General features: G+C 51.3%; 17 protein-coding genes and 1 pseudogene. 9 read left to right on the top strand and 9 right to left on the bottom strand.

The features are described 5' to 3' along the window. Positions 1-78 precede the first annotated feature (78 nt). The 5 genes and pseudogenes from KO497_RS11625 to KO497_RS11605 all read right to left on the bottom strand — a co-directional run bounded on the left by KO497_RS11625 (position 79) and on the right by KO497_RS11605 (position 5867). Positions 79-531, bottom strand: coding sequence for an NAD(P)-binding domain-containing protein (locus KO497_RS11625; RefSeq protein WP_436799289.1), 453 nt, complete (start codon positions 529-531; stop codon positions 79-81). A gap of 169 nt (positions 532-700) precedes the next feature. Continuing rightward, positions 701-1753: pseudogene (locus KO497_RS11620) on the bottom strand (IS110 family transposase). A gap of 295 nt (positions 1754-2048) precedes the next feature. Beyond that, positions 2049-4445 (bottom strand): transketolase, encoded by a 2397-nt coding sequence (locus KO497_RS11615; RefSeq protein WP_215944139.1) that lies wholly within the window; start codon positions 4443-4445, stop codon positions 2049-2051. 101 nt (positions 4446-4546) lie between these two features. Then, on the bottom strand, positions 4547-4849 hold the full coding sequence (locus KO497_RS11610; protein WP_215944138.1) for a hypothetical protein: 303 nt from the start codon (positions 4847-4849) through the stop codon (positions 4547-4549). A gap of 4 nt (positions 4850-4853) precedes the next feature. After that, entirely contained in the window at positions 4854-5867 is a 1014-nt protein-coding gene (locus tag KO497_RS11605; protein ID WP_215944137.1) for a 1-aminocyclopropane-1-carboxylate deaminase, read from the bottom strand. Positions 5868-6030: 163 nt separating this feature from the next. Here KO497_RS11605 and KO497_RS19470 point away from each other — a divergent pair, with 163 nt between their 5' ends. After that, positions 6031-6147 (top strand): AsnC family transcriptional regulator, encoded by a 117-nt coding sequence (locus KO497_RS19470; RefSeq protein WP_215944136.1) that lies wholly within the window; start codon positions 6031-6033, stop codon positions 6145-6147. 8 nt (positions 6148-6155) lie between these two features. Here the strand turns inward: KO497_RS19470 and KO497_RS11595 are convergent, their stop codons facing one another. After that, positions 6156-7061 carry a LysR family transcriptional regulator gene (locus KO497_RS11595; protein WP_215944135.1) on the bottom strand — a complete coding sequence of 302 codons (906 nt, stop codon included), beginning with the start codon at positions 7059-7061 and terminating at the stop codon, positions 6156-6158. Positions 7062-7143: 82 nt separating this feature from the next. Here KO497_RS11595 and KO497_RS11590 point away from each other — a divergent pair, with 82 nt between their 5' ends. The 5 genes from KO497_RS11590 (at position 7144) to KO497_RS11570 (ending at position 11322) form a co-directional block, all read left to right on the top strand. Beyond that, complete coding sequence (locus tag KO497_RS11590) at positions 7144-7854, top strand: phosphoribosyltransferase family protein (protein ID WP_252729644.1); 711 nt, start codon at positions 7144-7146, stop codon at positions 7852-7854. Positions 7855-7948: 94 nt separating this feature from the next. Further along, positions 7949-8521 carry an aminotriazole resistance protein gene (locus KO497_RS11585; RefSeq protein WP_215944134.1) on the top strand — a complete coding sequence of 191 codons (573 nt, stop codon included), beginning with the start codon at positions 7949-7951 and terminating at the stop codon, positions 8519-8521. Between the two features lie 4 nt (positions 8522-8525). Next, positions 8526-10034 carry an ABC transporter ATP-binding protein gene (locus KO497_RS11580; RefSeq protein ID WP_215944133.1) on the top strand — a complete coding sequence of 503 codons (1509 nt, stop codon included), beginning with the start codon at positions 8526-8528 and terminating at the stop codon, positions 10032-10034. After that, positions 10031-10705: an energy-coupling factor transporter transmembrane component T family protein gene (locus KO497_RS11575; protein ID WP_215944132.1), complete on the top strand. Its 675-nt coding sequence runs from the start codon at positions 10031-10033 to the stop codon at positions 10703-10705. The genes KO497_RS11580 and KO497_RS11575 overlap by 4 nt, the downstream gene beginning before the upstream one ends. After that, positions 10702-11322: a phosphoribosyltransferase family protein gene (locus tag KO497_RS11570; protein WP_215944131.1), complete on the top strand. Its 621-nt coding sequence runs from the start codon at positions 10702-10704 to the stop codon at positions 11320-11322. The genes KO497_RS11575 and KO497_RS11570 overlap by 4 nt, the downstream gene beginning before the upstream one ends. Here the strand turns inward: KO497_RS11570 and KO497_RS11565 are convergent. After that, positions 11295-11744: an ABC transporter permease gene (locus KO497_RS11565; protein ID WP_215944130.1), complete on the bottom strand. Its 450-nt coding sequence runs from the start codon at positions 11742-11744 to the stop codon at positions 11295-11297. The two genes, KO497_RS11570 and KO497_RS11565, sit on opposite strands and share 28 nt — an antisense overlap. Positions 11745-12145: 401 nt before the next feature. After that, on the bottom strand, positions 12146-12805 hold the full coding sequence (locus tag KO497_RS11560; RefSeq protein WP_215944129.1) for a sugar ABC transporter substrate-binding protein: 660 nt from the start codon (positions 12803-12805) through the stop codon (positions 12146-12148). A gap of 959 nt (positions 12806-13764) precedes the next feature. On the opposite strand from KO497_RS11560, the gene KO497_RS11555 reads away from it, so the two are divergent. From KO497_RS11555 to KO497_RS11545, 3 genes are all read left to right on the top strand, one after another. Beyond that, on the top strand, positions 13765-14511 hold the full coding sequence (locus tag KO497_RS11555; protein WP_252729643.1) for a class I SAM-dependent methyltransferase: 747 nt from the start codon (positions 13765-13767) through the stop codon (positions 14509-14511). Between the two features lie 25 nt (positions 14512-14536). Next, a complete protein-coding gene (locus KO497_RS11550; protein WP_215944127.1) occupies positions 14537-15226 on the top strand; it encodes an N-acyl amino acid synthase FeeM domain-containing protein in 690 nt (229 codons plus the stop codon). 248 nt (positions 15227-15474) lie between these two features. Next, positions 15475-16914, top strand: coding sequence for a sensor histidine kinase (locus tag KO497_RS11545; RefSeq protein WP_354668115.1), 1440 nt, complete (start codon positions 15475-15477; stop codon positions 16912-16914). 270 nt (positions 16915-17184) lie between these two features. On the opposite strand, the gene KO497_RS11540 is transcribed toward KO497_RS11545, so the two are convergent. After that, a partial coding sequence (locus tag KO497_RS11540; protein WP_215944126.1) for a hypothetical protein occupies positions 17185-17371 on the bottom strand: 187 nt, incomplete at its 5' end.

Below are 17371 nucleotides of genomic sequence, written 5' to 3'. Positions count from 1 at the left end.
CATGCGCAGCCGGTTTCGACTTTATTGTTTTTTGTAGGGAGTTGGGAGGCCAAGCGTGGGCATAGATTGAGAAATGACCTACGGTGCGATCAACGCGCTCACGCTCGCGTATGCCACCATAACAGGTTCGATGGTTGAATATGTATCGGCATCTCCACCACACATAATCGAAAGCGCGCCGTTTTCAGCTCCTGCTTGCCCGCCAGACACCGGAGCGTCAACAAAGCCGATACCGAACTCTGCGGCCAAATCGGACATTTCTTTCGTAACCTTCGCCGTGACGTATGTATGATCTACAAAAATCGCGGCCTCTGACATTCCGGCAAAAGCTCCGTCTCTTCCTGCGCAAACTGAGCGCAAATCATCGTCATTACCGACACTGGACCTGTCGCGCTTTTGTGCCGCCCCTTTGATAGCATTTGCTGCATGTATGGATGCCCCTATTGATGCACGAGATTTCTGAACGGTTTGAGTGTGTGATCGGATGCGGTCATGTATCAGGCCTCTCGTTGCGGCGGTTGATACAGCCACGGGCCGGTATGGCGATGCGCGAACCAAAGACAGATCAACAAATCGAGCTCACTGGCTCCTGCAGTAAAACTGTTTTGTCTGATCCGGATCTTTCCGATCATTTTCCCTTACTGTCCTTCGATCTCCTCACACACTCAAGTCCCGGGTTTTGATGTACGTCGCATTGCGCTTATGACATCGCTACCGGGTTTCGGTAGTCTTCTTGCTTTGTCACCATAGCCCACAGGCCACGCGCCATTTTATTCGCTAATGCAACGGCGACCGGCATACGGGGTTTGCGTTCCAACATGGAGATCAACCAATCGTTATGAGGCTTTCCAAAGCGCTTAACGGCCTGCAGAACGGCCATTGCACCGGATATCAGCAGCCGTCGAATATCGCGTTGGCCCATCTTTGAGGTCTTACCAAGGCGAGGTTTGCCGCCAGTCGAGGTCTGCTTGGGGACCAAACCCAGCCATGCGGCAAAATTCCGACCTCGGCGAAAGCAGTTCAGGTCAGGCGCAAAGGTTTCTATGGCCAAAGCCGTGATTGGCCCCACGCCCGGCATGGTCTGGGCGCGACGTGCCGCTTCAGCTTCTTTGGCGGCGCCCTTCATCTGTCGATCCAGACCTGCAATCTTAGCACTGAGATCTTCGATCTGGACGAGGTATACTTTGGCGAGTTCTCGAACGCCCGCTGGCAAGCCAATGGTCTCATCTTCAACTGCGTCGGCCAAGCGTTTGACCTGGATGGCACCTTGTGGCGCAACAACTCCGTGCTCAGCTAGATGGCCGCGCGTCACGCAAGAGGCGTGCTAATCGCACGACGCGTTGATCGTTTGGGTGCGCTGACCGACAAACATCTGTCGTGTACGAAACAGCATGGCCCGCGCCTGCTGGGCTTCGGACTTTAGTTCTACAAATCGCATGGTTGGCCGTGATGCCGCTTCAACAATGGCTTCGGCGTCTGCAACATCGTTCTTTTGTCGTTTGACGAAAGGCTTCACGTAGTTAGGCGCAATCAATCGCACGGTATGTCCAAGCTTCTCAAACTCACGGCCCCAGCTATGCGCAGTCGCACAAGCCTCCATCGCAACAGTGCATTCCGGCTGTTTGCTCATAAACGCAAGAAGCTGAATGCGTGTCAGTTTTTTGCGAAAAATAACCGTTCCATTGGCGCAAGCCCCGTGAAGTTGAAACACACGCTTTGCAAGGTCTATGCCGATCATGGCGACTTCTGCCATGGATACTCTCCCTTTGTTGATGCTTTCTGAAACACCATAGTGGCACATTACGATGCCGGTTGGTCGGGGGCATCCACGCCATCAACAAAGGAGATGAACGAGGCTCTGTAAAAGCAACCCGCCAACCAAAACTTGCTGGACATTGATGAGATGGGCTTCGTGCCGTTCGATGAACGGACCGATGTTGTTGACACCGAACGGCTGACAGGCGTTTCTGGATCGTTTGACCCAGCATATCCATATCCTCAGGATGAACACTGAAGCACCGAGTTATTCCTCAACGCAAGTCAACGGTCTAAGACGGCATAAGCGGCCTCCAAGCTGCGGAATGCGATTTATGGCCCACGGTTAGCTCATTCACGGATTCAGCCAGTGCGTGGCGATCAATGCGGAAGTGTCGATACAAGTCAGCGATGGTCCCTGTCTGGCCAAAATGCTCGACTCCATGCGGGATTGTTTTGTGTCCAGCAACCGACCCTAACCACGACAATGTTGCAGGATGTCCATCAATGACAGTGACAAGCGTGCAGCTGTTTGGCAGGCCATTCATAAGCGTTTCAATATGACTGTTGGCCTTGTCATTTCCACGTGCGCGTTCACGCTGTGCTGCCGTCCAACCCGCATTTAGACGGTCAGCAGATGTGACTGCCAAGACCCCCACATCACGGCGATGTTCAGCAATCATGCCAGCGGCCGCGATGGCTTCTGGGGCCACTGCACCTTGGTAAGCAATCACGATGGAACAATTTGGTCCGGGTTTGCGCAGCCAATATGCGCCATCGATGGCCCCTTGGCGAAAATCGTCATCCACGCGCTGGCCGGGTTGCTCTATCGGGTTGGTTGTCAATCGCAGATAGACTGAGCCCCCAGTTTCATCACGCAACCATGTGCGCTCATCAGGGTCGCCTTCGCCGTCGCGTTGCATATAGTCGAATGCCCATTCCATGATGACCGACAGCTCATCGACAAAGGCAGGCTCAAACGCCGCAAGCCCATCTTGGGACATACCAATCAAAGGCGACGCGATGGATTGATGCGCTCCACCTTCGGGGGCCAGCGTGACACCAGATGGCGTGCCGACCAGCATAAAGCGAGCATCTTGATAACAAGCGTAGTTCAACGCATCCAACCCGCGCGACACGAACGGATCATACACAGTGCCGATGGGTATCAATCGCTTGCCGAACAACGATTGCGACAGACCTGCAGCCCCGAGCAACAACATCAGGTTCATTTCAGCTATACCAAGTTCAATATGCTGCCCCTCTGGGGTAAACTCCCATTTTGCCGTTGATGGAATTTTGTGGTCCTTAAAGGTGTCAGACTGTTCTTTGCGGGCAAACAGTTTGCGACGGTTCACCCAAGGCCCAAGATTGGTTGTCCCTGTCACGTCAGGAGATGTGGTCACGATGCGCTCTGCCAACGGGCTATCCCCTTTGGACAGGGCATCAAGGATTTTACCAAACCCCATTTGCGTTGAAATCTCGCGATCACTGGCGATTTCAATCTTTGGCACAGGCAAAGGCGCTTCGGAATAGCGGCGTGGGCCAGCAGAAAAGAACGGCACGTTTTGCAGATAATTTTGAAACGCTTTTTTGTTAGGGACTGTCGCCAGCGGATCCCATTCCTCACCAGCTGCAACCCCCATATGGACCTGCCATTCATCCATCTGCGCTTTGTTCATCAAACCGCCATGATTGTCTTTGTGGCCTGCTATCGGCGTGCCCCAACCTTTGATCGTATAGGCTAGAAAACACACAGGGCGGTCATGATCGATCGAAGCAAATGTCTCAGCCATCGTGTCGACGCAGTTCCCACCAAGGTTTTCCATCAGCGCGGCGAGCTCTGCATCACTGCGCGCCTCGAGCAGCGCAGATACATCGCCTTGATCGCCCAGATCATCCATAAGGTGCTTGCGCCACACCTCACCTCCCATGAAAGTCAAAGCAGAATAAAGTTGATTTGGGCAGGCATCAATCCAATCGCGTAGCTTGTCACCACCTGCTTCTTCAAAAGCAGCCCGCTGCAAGGCCCCGTATTTCACCCGCACGACATCCCAACCAAAAGCATCGAACACTTTTTCAGCGCGCTCAAACAAGCCTTCACGAACGATGCCATCCAAGGATTGGCGGTTATAATCGATCACCCACCACGTGTTCCGCAGATCATTTTTCCAACCCTCTTGCAGGCATTCGTAGATATTGCCTTCGTCCAGTTCCGCATCGCCCATTAGCGCAATCATGCGGCCAAGCGGGATGTCTTTACCCCATTGCTTTGCCTGCACATAGTCTTGGATCATTGAGGCAAAAGACGTAATGGCAACGCCCAGCCCAACCGAGCCTGTCGAGAAATCCACGTCGTCAATATCTTTGGTACGTGATGGATAACTTTGGACACCACCAAAACCTCGAAAGTTTTCCATTTTTTCGCGCGTCATGTTACCCATAAGGTATTGCATTGCATGGAAAATAGGCGACGCATGAGGTTTTACAGCCACCCGATCTTCAGGACGCAGCACAGAAAAGTAGAGCGCCGTCATAATCGACACCATCGAGGCCGAAGAGGCCTGATGCCCACCTACTTTAATCCCTTCCGTCTTGGGACGAATATGATTGGCATTGTGGATCATCCAATGAGACAGCCACAAAAGGCGTTGTTCTACGGTTTTGAGATGAGTGGTTAATTGAGACATGAGTCTATCCTTGAGCTAAACGAGCTTCTTAAGCGCGCAAGTTGCCGCAAACTAAGTGTCATTGAGGCTTCATCCATTGGACGGCTAAAAGCCAAGTGGCTTTAGAACAAAAGTCTAAGGTGATCGATTTCAGATGTGCTGCGTTTATCAAAGAACTCAAAAGAGACCTGTTGGGAAAACGTTGGGTATTGCGCATCAAACTTCGATCCAAAGGCAACTGCGTCTTTGAGACTTTTAAACTCAAGACACAGTTTTGATTTTGGCTTGCTTTGCACCTCAGCTTCCTTCGCATGAAAGATAAGCTGAGCTTTGCCTTTTATAACCCATTGACACAGCTGACTGGTAAGCGCGCCAAACGCGCCTACCTCTTTATGTATGACCGTCGCAATAATAATGACGGCCATTGAGTCACCCATTTCGATATGTGTAGCTGTAGCCGTTGAGAGCAGGTTGCCCACCAAGATGCGCATAGAGCACTTTTGATCCCTCAGGAAAGAAATCTTTTCTAACCAAATCGATCATACCTTGCATGGATTTACCTTCATAGACAGGATCTGTGATCATCGCTTCTGTTTGAGCCGCCAAACGAATAGCGTCATTGGTCTCGGCGCTAGGGACGCCATATGCTGGATAGGCGTAATCAGGATTGATATGAATATCATCATCATCGATTGAATAACCACAGTCAATCAACGCGCAGGTTTTATTAGCAATTTCTTTCACTTGCGCCCGTGTTTGTTCAACTGTGCCAGAGGCATCAATTCCGATCACTCGGTTCGCACGTCCGTCCTTTTTGAAACCCACGATCATACCACCTTGCGTCGATCCGGTCACGACACAGACAACGATGTAGTCAAATTTGAAACCCAACTCGGCCTCCTGCTCGCGCACTTCCTCAGCAAAGCCAACATAGCCAAGGCAGCCATGTGGATGAACAGAGGCGCCGGCAGGAATGCCATAAGGTTTGCCGCCTTCTTTCTTGACGTCCTCAATCGCATTTTCATAACTCGAGCGAATTCCAATATCAAAACCGTCATCAACAAGACGGCTATCTGCCCCCATCAAACGGGTCATCATAATATTGCCAACACGGTCATACACCGCATCTTCATGTGGCACCCAAGCTTCTTGCACCAAACGACATTTCATGCCGAGCTTTGCAGCCGTCGCCGCGACCATGCGCGTGTGATTTGATTGAACGCCACCAATGGACACGAGCGTATCTGCGCCCGACGCAATCGCATCTGGTACGATATACTCAAGCTTACGCAGCTTATTGCCACCTTGAGCCAAACCTGAGTTACAATCTTCGCGCTTGGCATAGATTTCAACTTTACCACCCAGAGCTTCTGTCAAGCGGGGCAAATGTTCAATCGGTGTCTTGCCGAATGTCAAAGGGTAGCGTTCAAATTTTTCTAGCATGGAATACTCCTGAAGGTTGATTTCCAACAGGGTAACAAATTTATTTTGATGGGTGCTTTCAAACTTTAATACTATTGTTCGCAAAAAAGTACAAAAGCAGACGAATATATTACTTAAAATATCACAAAATGCTAAAAAATAGGAAGAATCTCTCATAAAAATTTTGAGCCGAATCAATAAGCGTATACTTCGGTTGCTACAAAATAACGGCCGTTTCTCAAATCCAGTGCTCGCTACACAGATCAACGTCAGCCCTGCGAGTTGTCATCGGCGCATTTAACGCCGCAATCATACCGAAAGCGTATCTATAAAGCTCTCGAAATGGCGCGTAGCCAGCAGCCCAGCAAGTCCAGTAGCCCTATCTCGAGGCGCGATCAGTGAAAGCTCGAGATCAGATATGCCCGCACCGCGTATCGGCAAAGTTGTTAATCCCTCTCCCGCTCCTGAAAATGCATTGGCACATGTAAGGACCGCACTGTGTCCAACGCCTTCGCGCACAAGTTGCCTAAGAAGTTCCAAATTATTGGCGGTCAGAGCCTGCTGAAAATCAACGCCAGCGCGTGCCGCTGCTATGTCTAATATGTCACGAAGGTGACTTGTCCCATCTGGCATCAGGATCGGCCGAGAAAAGAACTGGTCCAGCGTAACGCTTTTCCGTTGAACATTTGTATCAGGCATCAAGGCGAAGATCTTAAAAGACAGCTCGCGTAGTATCAAAACACCGGGCAAGGGCCTTGGACTGAACGTCAGGCCAAGGTCCATATCTCCGTCGATCACCATCTGACGCACCTGTTCAGAGTCTACGACTTTTACCGTGGTATTGATTTTAGGGTGTTCACGCAAAAACGAACTTAACACTTGCGGTAGAAAGCTGGTCACTGTTTCTTGCGGCACTGCAATACGAACTTCTCCGCGGCGCAGTCCTTTCAATTCCTCAATTTCCGCTGAAACCGTTTGAAGGTCCTTTTGCCAGCCTCGCATGCGGTACAAAATCAACTCGCCCGCCGAGGTCAAGCGAACACCCCTAGGGTGACGCTCGAACAGTTTCAGGCCCAGATCCAGCTCCGCCTTGAGAAGTTGCTTGTCGACTGCAGAGGCGGATACGTTCAATACCTCGCTTGCTTGCCTGATGGATCCCAAGCGGGCAATTTCATCCATATATCTGAAAAATCTGGTAAAAAATACGCGATCCATGGATTGGCCTTTTAGGAAAGAGGGCGAGATGTCCCTACATCTCAGAGTGTAGAGAAAAATTCAACGCTCTGTAAGATTCTTCATGTTTGTAACAGTTGTGTTAACGCCAGAAACTGGAGCCATATTTGCAAGCTCTACAGGTGTCCCCTTGCGACTGATCTCGCCAGAATATTATGAAGTTGATATCGCAGGCGAAACAACGTCTCTGCCGATGCTTCAACTGAATGACCAGCGCGCCATCGCCCTGCTGATGGACATTGAGATGGGTCTGGCCTTTGGCGACCGTGTGGGAAAAGCTCTAGCCGCCAGATTTGAGGCTCTCAAACCAGAAGTCGTTGTCGGCAGTGCGACTTTGGGCATCCCAGTAGCGATGGATGTCTCTCGCCACCTTGGCCTGGACAAATACGTCATTTTGCAAAAATCACCGAAATTCCACCTCGACGATGCACTAGAAGAACCCGTTCGATCAATCACAACAGACGAGCCGCAAAGACTTCTACTGGACCGCAGGCAAATATCGACTCTGCAAGGGCGTCGTGTGGTCATTGTGGATGACGTTATCGCCACAGGTGCAAGCATGGCGGGCGCTATGCGGTTGGTTCGCCGTGCGGGCGCTAAGGTTTTGGCCGTGGGCACCATCCTGACCGAAGGCAATAAATGGCGCGAAGCGCTCGCCCAGGACGTAAATCTGGTCAAGCGCTTGGGCCATATCCCACAATTTAGTATCGTTGACGGCGAAGCCCGTGTTGAACCAACCAGCCTTGATCCCCTAACGCCCTCCGACCCGATTTAAACCACCTCGCCCGACCGACGGGGAGGAGGTCAGGCATACTTTCAGTTCATCTACCTAACGGCGATAGCCTCTCCCAACCAACAGGACAAAACACATGCAAAATACAACACTCCCCGACGAAAACGGCTCTAGCCTGTTTCCTCTCGTGCTTTCCATCGTTGCCGCCGCCGCCACAGGCGTGCTGTGGACATATGCCAATCCGATTCAACTTGTGCCCGGTGTCATTCAATGGCGCATCTTTGCCTTTTTGCCCCCTCTGATCGGCATTCTATTAGGATGGAAAAGCGGTTTCATCTGCGGTTATCTTGGCACGATCATCTGGTCGCTTCTTGCCGGTACATTTATCCCCGCACACTCTTTGATCATCGATGGTATTGCCGTCGGCCTAACGGGCATGGTTCCGGGTCTTTTGTTCAACCCCGAAAAGACCACCTTTGACAAAGCCGCATTGATCCGCGTCGCTGTCGTTTGCTTGGCTGTCGGTCTGGCCATGGTCGTTGCCGTCTCTGCCAGCCTCGCGTATCTGGGCATCTTCCCTTTCTGGTGGGCCGTTGGTTATCTTGGCCTGTCGGACATTGTTCCAATGCTCATCGGCACGCCGCTTTTGATCGTCTCTGCACAGAAAATCCTGACAGCTGCGCATCCGTCCGGCTTCAAGCGTTTCTGAAGAGATGTCATTTTATTCCACACAAAAACTGACATTGGGGTTCGGTGCGTCCGAGCCCCTTTTGTCCGATGTCACCTTCGAACTGAAATCCTCGCACCACTTGCTTATTTGTGGTGCTACAGGATCAGGTAAGACCACGTTAATGATGGCGCTGGCTGGGATTATCCCCAAGATCATGCCCAACAAAAATTACGCAGGCCAGATAGCACTGGCAGGCACGCCGTTGTCTTCCCTATCAAGCGACGCTTTATTTTCGCAAATCGGATTTGTCGCCCAAACGGTAGAAGATCAACTTTGGGATCTATCGGTTGAAGATATCATCGCTTTTCCTCTTGAAAATCGCGGCGTTGAACGGTCTGAAATCCGTGTTCGTGTGCGCGACCTTATGGAGCGGCTGAAGCTAACAGAATTGGCTGGACGTCGTGTTCTGACACTTTCTGGCGGAGAACGACGAATGGTGGTTTTAGCGGCGGCATTGGCACCCGAGCCCAAGATCTTGGTACTGGATGAGCCGACAACAGGGCTTGACCCTGCGGCGCGTCAGCGGCTGTGTACTGCTTTGGCACATGCTGCCAACACGGTTGATGTTGTCATTGTCGCCGAACAAGACCCAATCCACCTTGCCTCGATAACCGAACATCTGGCAATCATCTCAAACGGAACCTTATCGCAGCTTCAGCCCTTACATACTGCACTAAATGACACTGCATTATGGAATGATGCGGGTCTATTGGCACCGCACCGCCCTGCCCGCCACTCTGCCCTTCAGGCAACGGGTCAGGAATTACTCACGATATCTAAGCTACGCACCAAACTCACACGCGCATCTGGCTGCCCTGTGTTGGATGAGCTTGATCTCACCCTGTGCGGCGGTGAGGTTTTGGGCGTTATCGGGCGCAATGGAGCAGGCAAGACAACGCTGATGCGCTCGATCCTTGGCTTGTCGGCGATTTCATCAGGGAACATCGCACTAGAAGGCGAAGCCGCCGAAAAATGGACCACAGCCCGCCGCGCCCGATCAATCGCTTATGTGCCTCAAAACATGCGGCAAATCCTGTTCCACATGACCCTTGAAGAAGAAGTCGATTTCGCACTCGCCATGGGAAATAACACCGAAAGCCGTGACACCATTCTGGCACGCTATCAGCTGGATCACATGGGTTCGCTTAACCCCTTTGCACTATCGGCCCGTCAGCAAGGCCAGCTTGGGTTAGCCTGCGCAGACGCCAGTGGCGCAATCATCGCCATCATTGATGAACCGCTTCTGGCGCGCGATCTTGAAGGCCGCGCATTGCTTGAAACCTTCCTGAACCGAATGACCCAAACAGGCCGAGCTGTGATGCTGGTGTCACATGATCTGGAACTGGTTGACGACGTCTCCACACGCCTTGCAATAGTCGACGATGGACACATCCCGTTTGACGGAACCTGTCGAGAAGGCTGGAAAAGCGCTGCATTTGGTGCCCTGAACTGGCCCGCGCCGTATAAAGCCGTAGAGGAAGCCACATCATGACCCGACTACATGACCTGAATTTCTTTATAAAACTGGCCTTTGCGTTCGGCCTTATGACAGTCGCTTGGTTTGCACCAAACTGGCAACTAGGGGTGTCTTTTGCGATCCTATGCCTGCTCGGTTTGTGGGTTACCAAGGTCCCTAAACTGAAAAGTTACATGAAAGGTGCCGGACTGCTGACATTGATGGTCATTGCAAGTTGGATGGTAAATCTGTTGTTGCAGGGCACGTCAGTAATAGAGGCCCTTACGATTTCGGCCAAGATGGCATCGCGCTTGGTTGCCACCACAGCGCTATTTTATTTTGTGATGGAAACATCCAGTCCTGGCGCCATTTTGGCAGCCTGCTCGGCCGCGCGGTTGCCCGCAATTGTGACGCTTGTATTGTCACTCACCTTCGGGATCATCCCGATGCTGCGCGACGAATTTGAACGTATTGCCGATGCACAACGTGCCCGTGGTATGGAAATTGATAACGTCAGCATCGTGAAAAAACTGCGCTTTGCGCTTGCACGAGGAGTACCACTGTTGGTGCAAGCCATTCGCACCGCCCATGCAATTTCATTTTCACTCACCCTTTATGGCTTTGATTTGTCACGCAAGCGCACAACTTGGCGCGATGTGGGATTACTGGTTGAGCCACGTATGTCTTGGAAGGATAAGACCCAATGACTGAAAAAAATTCCCCTCAGACATGGAAAGTAGACGTTCAAGGCTATCCGCTTGAACTCCCTATCGTGCCGATCAACCCTGAATTTGCGATCTCTTTGATGATGGTTATTGATCTGGGGGTAAAGTTTGGTGAACACATCGGCCGCTGCCTTGCCAAGCAAATAGAACCAATGCAGCCTGACATCATCGTCGGACCAGCGACACTTGGCATTCCAGTCGCAATAGAGGTCACGCGTGCATTGGGGCTAGATAAATATGTCGTGCTGCAAAAATCCCCAAAGCGGCATCTCTCGGACGCGCTGGAATACAAGCTCACCTCGATCACGTCAAAAGGTGAACAACGTTTGTTATTGGACCGCGCTGCGATCCATTTGATCAAAGGAAAACGCGTTGTTGTCGTCGACGATGTTGTGGCATCAGGTTCGAGCCTAAAGGCCGCGCTGGAATTGGTAAGGCAAGCTGGCGGAGAAGTGGTCGGTGCGGGCGTGATCCTTACCGAAGCGCAAGACTGGCGCGAAACACTGGGCGAGGACGTGAACAACTTGGTATCCGTGGCCCATATCCCACAATTCGCCCCTGATACAGGCGGTCAGTGGCAGCCGATTGAAGGCACGTAACAATTGTTGCCGCTCACCGCCATCAAAACCATTCCGTTGTTCAAAACCGCTAGAATAAGCGCGCCAAGAAAGGCATTTTTCGCGCCGCCAACACCACCCGTCAGGGCGACCCCACCGACAACAACTGCGGTGATGGTTGGAAACAACAGATTGAGCTCTGCCGGTGACGTGGCCGACCCCATCCGTGTCACCAACAGCAACGCACCAATGCCATACAAACAGCCCGCAAGGGTGAACGCGAGGGTCTTCACCCGATCAACATTTACGCCCAACTGTTTGGCCAAGGCCTCGTCTCCGCCAATGGCATAAAGATGTCGCCCAAAGAGAGGGCGATCTTGTAAAAACTGCACAAAGGTCGTCACGAAAACCGCGAACAACACGACATTCGCGATGCCAAAAGGGGCGGCGTGGATATTGGACATCGTCAGGCTTTTTCCAGCCGTGCCGATAAAAAAGATCGTCGCAATCAAGGCGAGCGAAACGAGTTGGGTGGCAACGCCTGAGCGGCGTATCCAACGAAGACTTGAGTGTAGGGCCTGTATGGCTTCTTCGTCTTTGAAATGAATGCACGTATTGGTTTTGCACTGCGATTTATGCGCGCAGCCCATCGATGACGCTTGCCCTGCCGCGTTGTGACGGGTTTGAGGCACCCTAAAATACGGATGGATTCTGAAAGACGATACAAGCAGGCGCCGTCACCGACGCCCGCTCAAAGGTGACTGTCTCTCTGCGTTATTCAGCAACAAAAACCCATTGTGCATAATAGTCTGTTAGATCGTATTCTGGCATCGTGTTGAACACTTCTTCGACAAAGGTTTCCACATTATCGGCGTGCGTTCACCTGAGTGCCCGAAATCATGAAAGCACAGTGCTCAGCTGGCGTGGTCGACGGATCCAGATCGCCATTTTTTTCAGCCAGTGCCATGGTCAGGCCAAGCTGGGATTGATACCAAGAGTCCATGAATTCTGTCGAGGACAGCGTTCCATCAATGATCGCATCAAACGCATCAGGAATACCGTCGGTGCCCGATACTTTCACTGCACCCGCATTTCCAGTTTCTTTGAGCGCAGCGATAGCACCAATTGCCATATTGTCGTTGGCAGACCAAATACCGTCCACATCAGGATGCGCCGCCAGCAACTGCTTGGTCACCTCATAGGCGCGGTTTGTGTCCCAATCCGCAGCCTCCCATTGCAGCAATTCCACACCGGGGTTCTCAGCCAAAGCTTTTTGCAGACCTTTAAAACGGCCGATGGCGGCATTGTTCGCCAGCATACCTTGCACGGCAATGACGGGGCCCTCATTGGGATCAATGTTCACAACCATATTCCCGCCGGTCCGTGCAATTTGCGCGCGCAGATCAGCGAACTGTTTCTGGCTGTTGCCTTCGCTGCTCAGCACACTCACCGGCAAGCCAAGACGTTCGCCAAGCGCATGTGCACCTGCTGCATAATTGGCGAAGCCCCACCGCGACAAGGTCATCGGTCTTAACTCGCAACTTCAACAGACCGATCACATACTGGAAACGAAGGACGCCCTGCGTGGTCTGGTGGATCGGATTGCGCTCACGCCAACGGAGCCAACGGGCAAACTACCCGACTCTTTCCCAAGGCGTAAAAAGCGAAAATTACGAAATCGAGAGGTGTATGGGCTCCATATTATTCGTCCCTGTCGGCAACGATGCCACAGCAACCGAAAGCATCCCAGACTGACACCGCCGTGACTGCTCTCATTCCCTGTTCTCGGTTAAAGCCTGAGAAATAGGACCCCCTACTCATTTCAGTAAATGTTGTCAGCCGTGACAATACCAACCCATCCGCAGCTATGGCCGCTTGAAACAGTTTTAAATGTCCACTGTTTTAGAGATGACCTCAAGCGCGGGTATTGCAGTCGGCGCATTGTTATCATTGTGATACGCTGCGATCCCGAGGAAATGCGCAACGAGATCTAAGACCACCGAATCATCATTCTCTGCAAACCGCACAGTTGAATCATTAAAAGTTACCAATAAGCTCATCACAACCCCAAGTTTTCAGCTCTACCACACCCTATTTCTCGCTATTTTTTGCCTAAAATTGAGGCAAGAATTGGGCAAGTCAGTGAAATCTTTTATTGAAATTCGATGCTTTTGCCTTTTTCACGACACATTTTTTCAACACCGAACGCTAGCATTCGCGAGGCGAATAAGCTGCTCTGCTTGGTTCATACGAGCTGAAACCTTTCAACCTACGACTTGCATTACAACTTTAGATTGCGCTTTGACATCGATGACCCGCCGCGTATAAGGTTGGAAACAATCATAAGAAAATATCTCCATTGTTCCAAAATAACTAGTAATGCGAGATTTGCGGCGTAACGTTCGACTTAACAAACATGTCATGTAGCAGGTCATTCCCGACCAAATTCTGGAGTCCCCCATGCCGTCACAAGCTGGAGCTGAGATGTCATCTCCCCGAACCAAATATCGCTCTAAAGCTGCCAATCGATCGGTGTCTGCCGATTGGAGCGCCTATTCCGCGTCCTATGACCTACTGTCCAAGCACAACCCCGAATATCAGGCACTGTTGCAAGGTTTCGAAGCCTTTCTAGACTCGATAGAGACACCTCAGATTATCTATGACATCGGCGGCGGCACAGGAAACTACACCGAAATCGCGGCCCGCGCCTGTCCCGATAGCGAGATACACTTTGTAGAGCCCGACACCAACATGAACAGATCGGCGCAGTCCAAACTGGCCGCCTACAAAAATATCACCTACGACAACCGCACCCTTCAAGACATTGACGCCACGGGCACAGCAGATCTCGTTATCTGCATTCACGCATTATATGCCATGCCTGCGCCAGAACAGCGGCTTGCCGACCTCCGCAGGTTGCTGCGCCCTGGTGGATGTCTCTACCTCATCGATATCGGCCGCTACATGAACGTGCCTGATTGGCGCAGCTATCTATTCGCAAGCGTAAAAAAAGAGCTCGGTCTGATCGGCGCACTCCGCGTCTTTTGGCAAGGTCGCGAAATTGCCAAACAAAACAAAAGCATCCTAGAGGCTCAAAAAAAAGGCGTCTATTGGACCCATACCGAAACAGAGTTCGCATCGCTTGTCGCCCAAAATGGGTTCGAAATCGTTAGGCAACAATCCGTTTACCGCGATCACAGCGACCTTCTTGTGTGTCGTGCAATATCGTAGTCACGAAAAGGCGTCAGGACCGACTATGAAACATCAAGCAATAGAAGCGCTAAAACGCTCTCGCTACAAAATCTTGACCAAAAGTCAGGACCTCGAAAAAGTGTATCGCCTGCGCTATAAAGGCTATCTCGCAGAGCAAGCGATAGACGAAAACGAGCGCGGCATCATGACCGACTCTTATGACGAGACCGAGAACTGCGTTCACGTCGCGGTTGAAATGGATGGGGAAATTATGGCGGCGATGCGGCTGCACGTGATATCCCAGACATCCCCCACGTCGCCCTCGATGGAAGCGTTTCCGGAAATTTTGGATTATCTAAAACCGGGCGAAACGGCCCTTGACCCGACCCGATTTGTGATCAATCCCGCAGCACGCAAACAGCGGGTGCCATTGCATTTTTTAGTTATGCGAATCCCATTTCTGGCCACGATGTCCTATAATGTCGATTTAGCCCTTGCCGCGGTACGCGTTGAGCACACCCCGTTCTATCGCCGCTATCTTGGCTATGATTTGGCGATTGGCCCACGTAGCTATCCGTGGCTCACAAAGCCACTCCAGCTTTTGACCTCTAATGTTTGGGAACAGCGTGACGCGGTTCTCGCTCGTACTCCCATTTTCGGTCCGATCAACGATATCCCACATTCTAACATTGCGTTTCCAGACCTCCCGGGAAATTATGTTGCGCTAAAGAATGGTCGCACCAAAGTCGCCTGACAGCGCCAGCGCTTGCATTCGACACATCATGCCCATGCAGTCCATGTCCAACACGTTTTGCGGCATGGGCTCTCTCAAGTGATATGTATCTGTGCCCCCACCCTTGCCTTCAATTGGAGCCAAAAACGTCACGCCTGACCTTGCAAATGACCAATTTTAAACACATTTCAACTTTAAAATGAATCCAACACATGTCAGCGGTAGCGTGAAACCAACACGCTTCAACTATCAACACATTCAGCTATAGCGTGAAACGGCGTAAAGCGCTGGGGGTGAAAATGCAGGGACTAAGGACATTTAAATCGACCCAGACTAACTGGTTTAGTTCCGTAGGTCGTGAACAAAACATCAAGGATTACGCATCCCTTCTCAGCGAACTTGTGTGGAAACGGCAGACGAGTTTTCTCGCGGCGGCTGTATTGGCCGCGTTTTACTTCGATGTTGTCTCAGTCTTCGTGACCTATTTGTTTGTAGCCCTCACCGAATTTCTTGATGTGCACCTTGGGCGAAAATCAAAATCTTGGGATGGTCAGGACCCGATTATTGGCCGACAGATTCTCAAACGTATCGTCTTCAATACAATCATAAGCGCGCTGGCGATCTGCGCTTTCATTGTAAACATGGCACTACAACAGTCATCAACGGGTCATTTCACACCGCTCTTTTTCCTCTTTTCTGCATCCGTTTTCGCAGCGATGTACAATAGCCAACTGTTAGGTATCCTATTGTTGCGGCTAACAATATATGGATTTGCGTTTCTGTTCATCGCGGTTTTCGACTTGGTGCGTTATGCTCCTTCGCTCAAATCTCAAATCTGGATGGAGTTTTTCACGATCATCTTCGTGCTTTACTTCATTATCGATATTTCGATGAAATTCTACCTCAGCCACAAAGAGCGGCTTGAGCAGATGAAGCTGATCAAAGAAGAAAGCGAGCGCGCGAAAGCTGCTTTAGAAGCCAAAGCACAGTTCTTGGCCACCGTCAGTCATGAATTGCGCACGCCACTGACATCGATCATCGGGGCGCTCGAACTCGTGAATAACGACGCACTTGCAGTGCTTCCCGAACCTCTTAAACCCATCATAAATCTCGCGAACCGAAACGGGCAACGCCTCGCCGCCCTTATCGATGACCTTCTTAGCATGCAAAAAATCGAATCCGAGGAAATTGTGTTCGATTTTATGCCCATCGATGCGAATGATCTCTTAAGCGAAACAGTGGACTCAACCTCAGGAATTGCAAGTAAGCTCGGAATCCATGTCACCTTAGAGCCCTGCGCAGAGGCGTGTATGATCATAGGAGACCGTGACCGTCTGGTCCAAGTTTTAAGTAACCTATTGTCTAATGCCTTGAAGTTTTCCCCTCACGGCAGCACAGTTAAAGCACGCGTAGAGAATCTTGGCACTCGCGTTCGCATTTCTATTCAGGATGAAGGGTTGGGCATTCCGGCTGGCGCAAAGGATCGCGTGTTCGGCAAGTTCAGCCAAGTGGATTCCTCTGACGTGCGCAGGGTCGGCGGTACCGGACTTGGCCTCTATATTAGCAAACAGATCGCCGAGCGCCACAATGCCATCATCGATTACGTCAGCGAACTCGGCGTCGGCTCAACCTTCTATGTGGAATTTGATCGTGGGACAGACCGCGATATCGCTAGAGCCGACAAAAAGCGCCTCGACACGGCGACCTGAAGCAGAGGCATTTCTTTGAATTTGGACCTGTCCCGCTTTTGTGCCGCCCCTTTGATAGCATTTGCTGCATGTATGGATGCCCCCATTGGCGCAAGAGATTTCTGAACGGTTTGAGTGTGTGATCGGATGCGGTCATGTATCAGGCATCTCGTTGCGGCGGTTGATACAGCCACGGGCCGGTATGGCGATGCGCGCACCAAAGACAGATCAACAAATCGAGCTCATTGGCTCCTGCAGTAAAACTGTTTTGTCTGGTCCGGATCTTTCCGATCATTTTCCCTTACTGTCCTTCGATCTCCTCACACACTCAAGTCCCGGGTTTTGATGTACGTTGCATTGCGCTTCTGCCATCGCTGCCGGGTTTCGGTAGGCACCCCCGTCACGGGTGAACGTGACATTGATCCCGATCAGGCCGCTGTCGTTGAGCGTATTTTCAAAGAATATGATGCCGGCCATT

It is taken from the genome of Pacificibacter marinus (assembly GCF_018860665.1).
Taxonomy (GTDB): Bacteria; Pseudomonadota; Alphaproteobacteria; order Rhodobacterales; family Rhodobacteraceae; genus Celeribacter; species Celeribacter marinus_A.
Note: the sequence above shows the minus strand (reverse complement) of the source record. Positions and strands in the feature narration are given on the sequence as shown.

Excerpts from the sequence above, each read along its gene's own strand:
- KO497_RS11565 (WP_215944130.1), bottom strand. The coding sequence starts at position 11,744 with ATGTCCAATATCCACGCCGCCCCTTTTGGCATCGCGAATGTCGTGTTG.
- KO497_RS11575 (WP_215944132.1), top strand. The coding sequence starts at position 10,031 with ATGACCCGACTACATGACCTGAATTTCTTTATAAAACTGGCCTTTGCG.
- KO497_RS11550 (WP_215944127.1), top strand. The coding sequence starts at position 14,537 with ATGAAACATCAAGCAATAGAAGCGCTAAAACGCTCTCGCTACAAAATC.
- KO497_RS11580 (WP_215944133.1), top strand. The coding sequence starts at position 8,526 with ATGTCATTTTATTCCACACAAAAACTGACATTGGGGTTCGGTGCGTCC.
- KO497_RS11590 (WP_252729644.1), top strand. The coding sequence starts at position 7,144 with ATGTTTGTAACAGTTGTGTTAACGCCAGAAACTGGAGCCATATTTGCA.
- KO497_RS11615 (WP_215944139.1), bottom strand. The coding sequence starts at position 4,445 with ATGTCTCAATTAACCACTCATCTCAAAACCGTAGAACAACGCCTTTTG.
- KO497_RS11570 (WP_215944131.1), top strand. The coding sequence starts at position 10,702 with ATGACTGAAAAAAATTCCCCTCAGACATGGAAAGTAGACGTTCAAGGC.
- KO497_RS11605 (WP_215944137.1), bottom strand. The coding sequence starts at position 5,867 with ATGCTAGAAAAATTTGAACGCTACCCTTTGACATTCGGCAAGACACCG.
- KO497_RS11595 (WP_215944135.1), bottom strand. The coding sequence starts at position 7,061 with ATGGATCGCGTATTTTTTACCAGATTTTTCAGATATATGGATGAAATT.
- KO497_RS11610 (WP_215944138.1), bottom strand. The coding sequence starts at position 4,849 with ATGGCCGTCATTATTATTGCGACGGTCATACATAAAGAGGTAGGCGCG.
- KO497_RS11555 (WP_252729643.1), top strand. The coding sequence starts at position 13,765 with ATGTCATCTCCCCGAACCAAATATCGCTCTAAAGCTGCCAATCGATCG.
- KO497_RS11585 (WP_215944134.1), top strand. The coding sequence starts at position 7,949 with ATGCAAAATACAACACTCCCCGACGAAAACGGCTCTAGCCTGTTTCCT.
- KO497_RS11560 (WP_215944129.1), bottom strand. The coding sequence starts at position 12,805 with ATGACCTTGTCGCGGTGGGGCTTCGCCAATTATGCAGCAGGTGCACAT.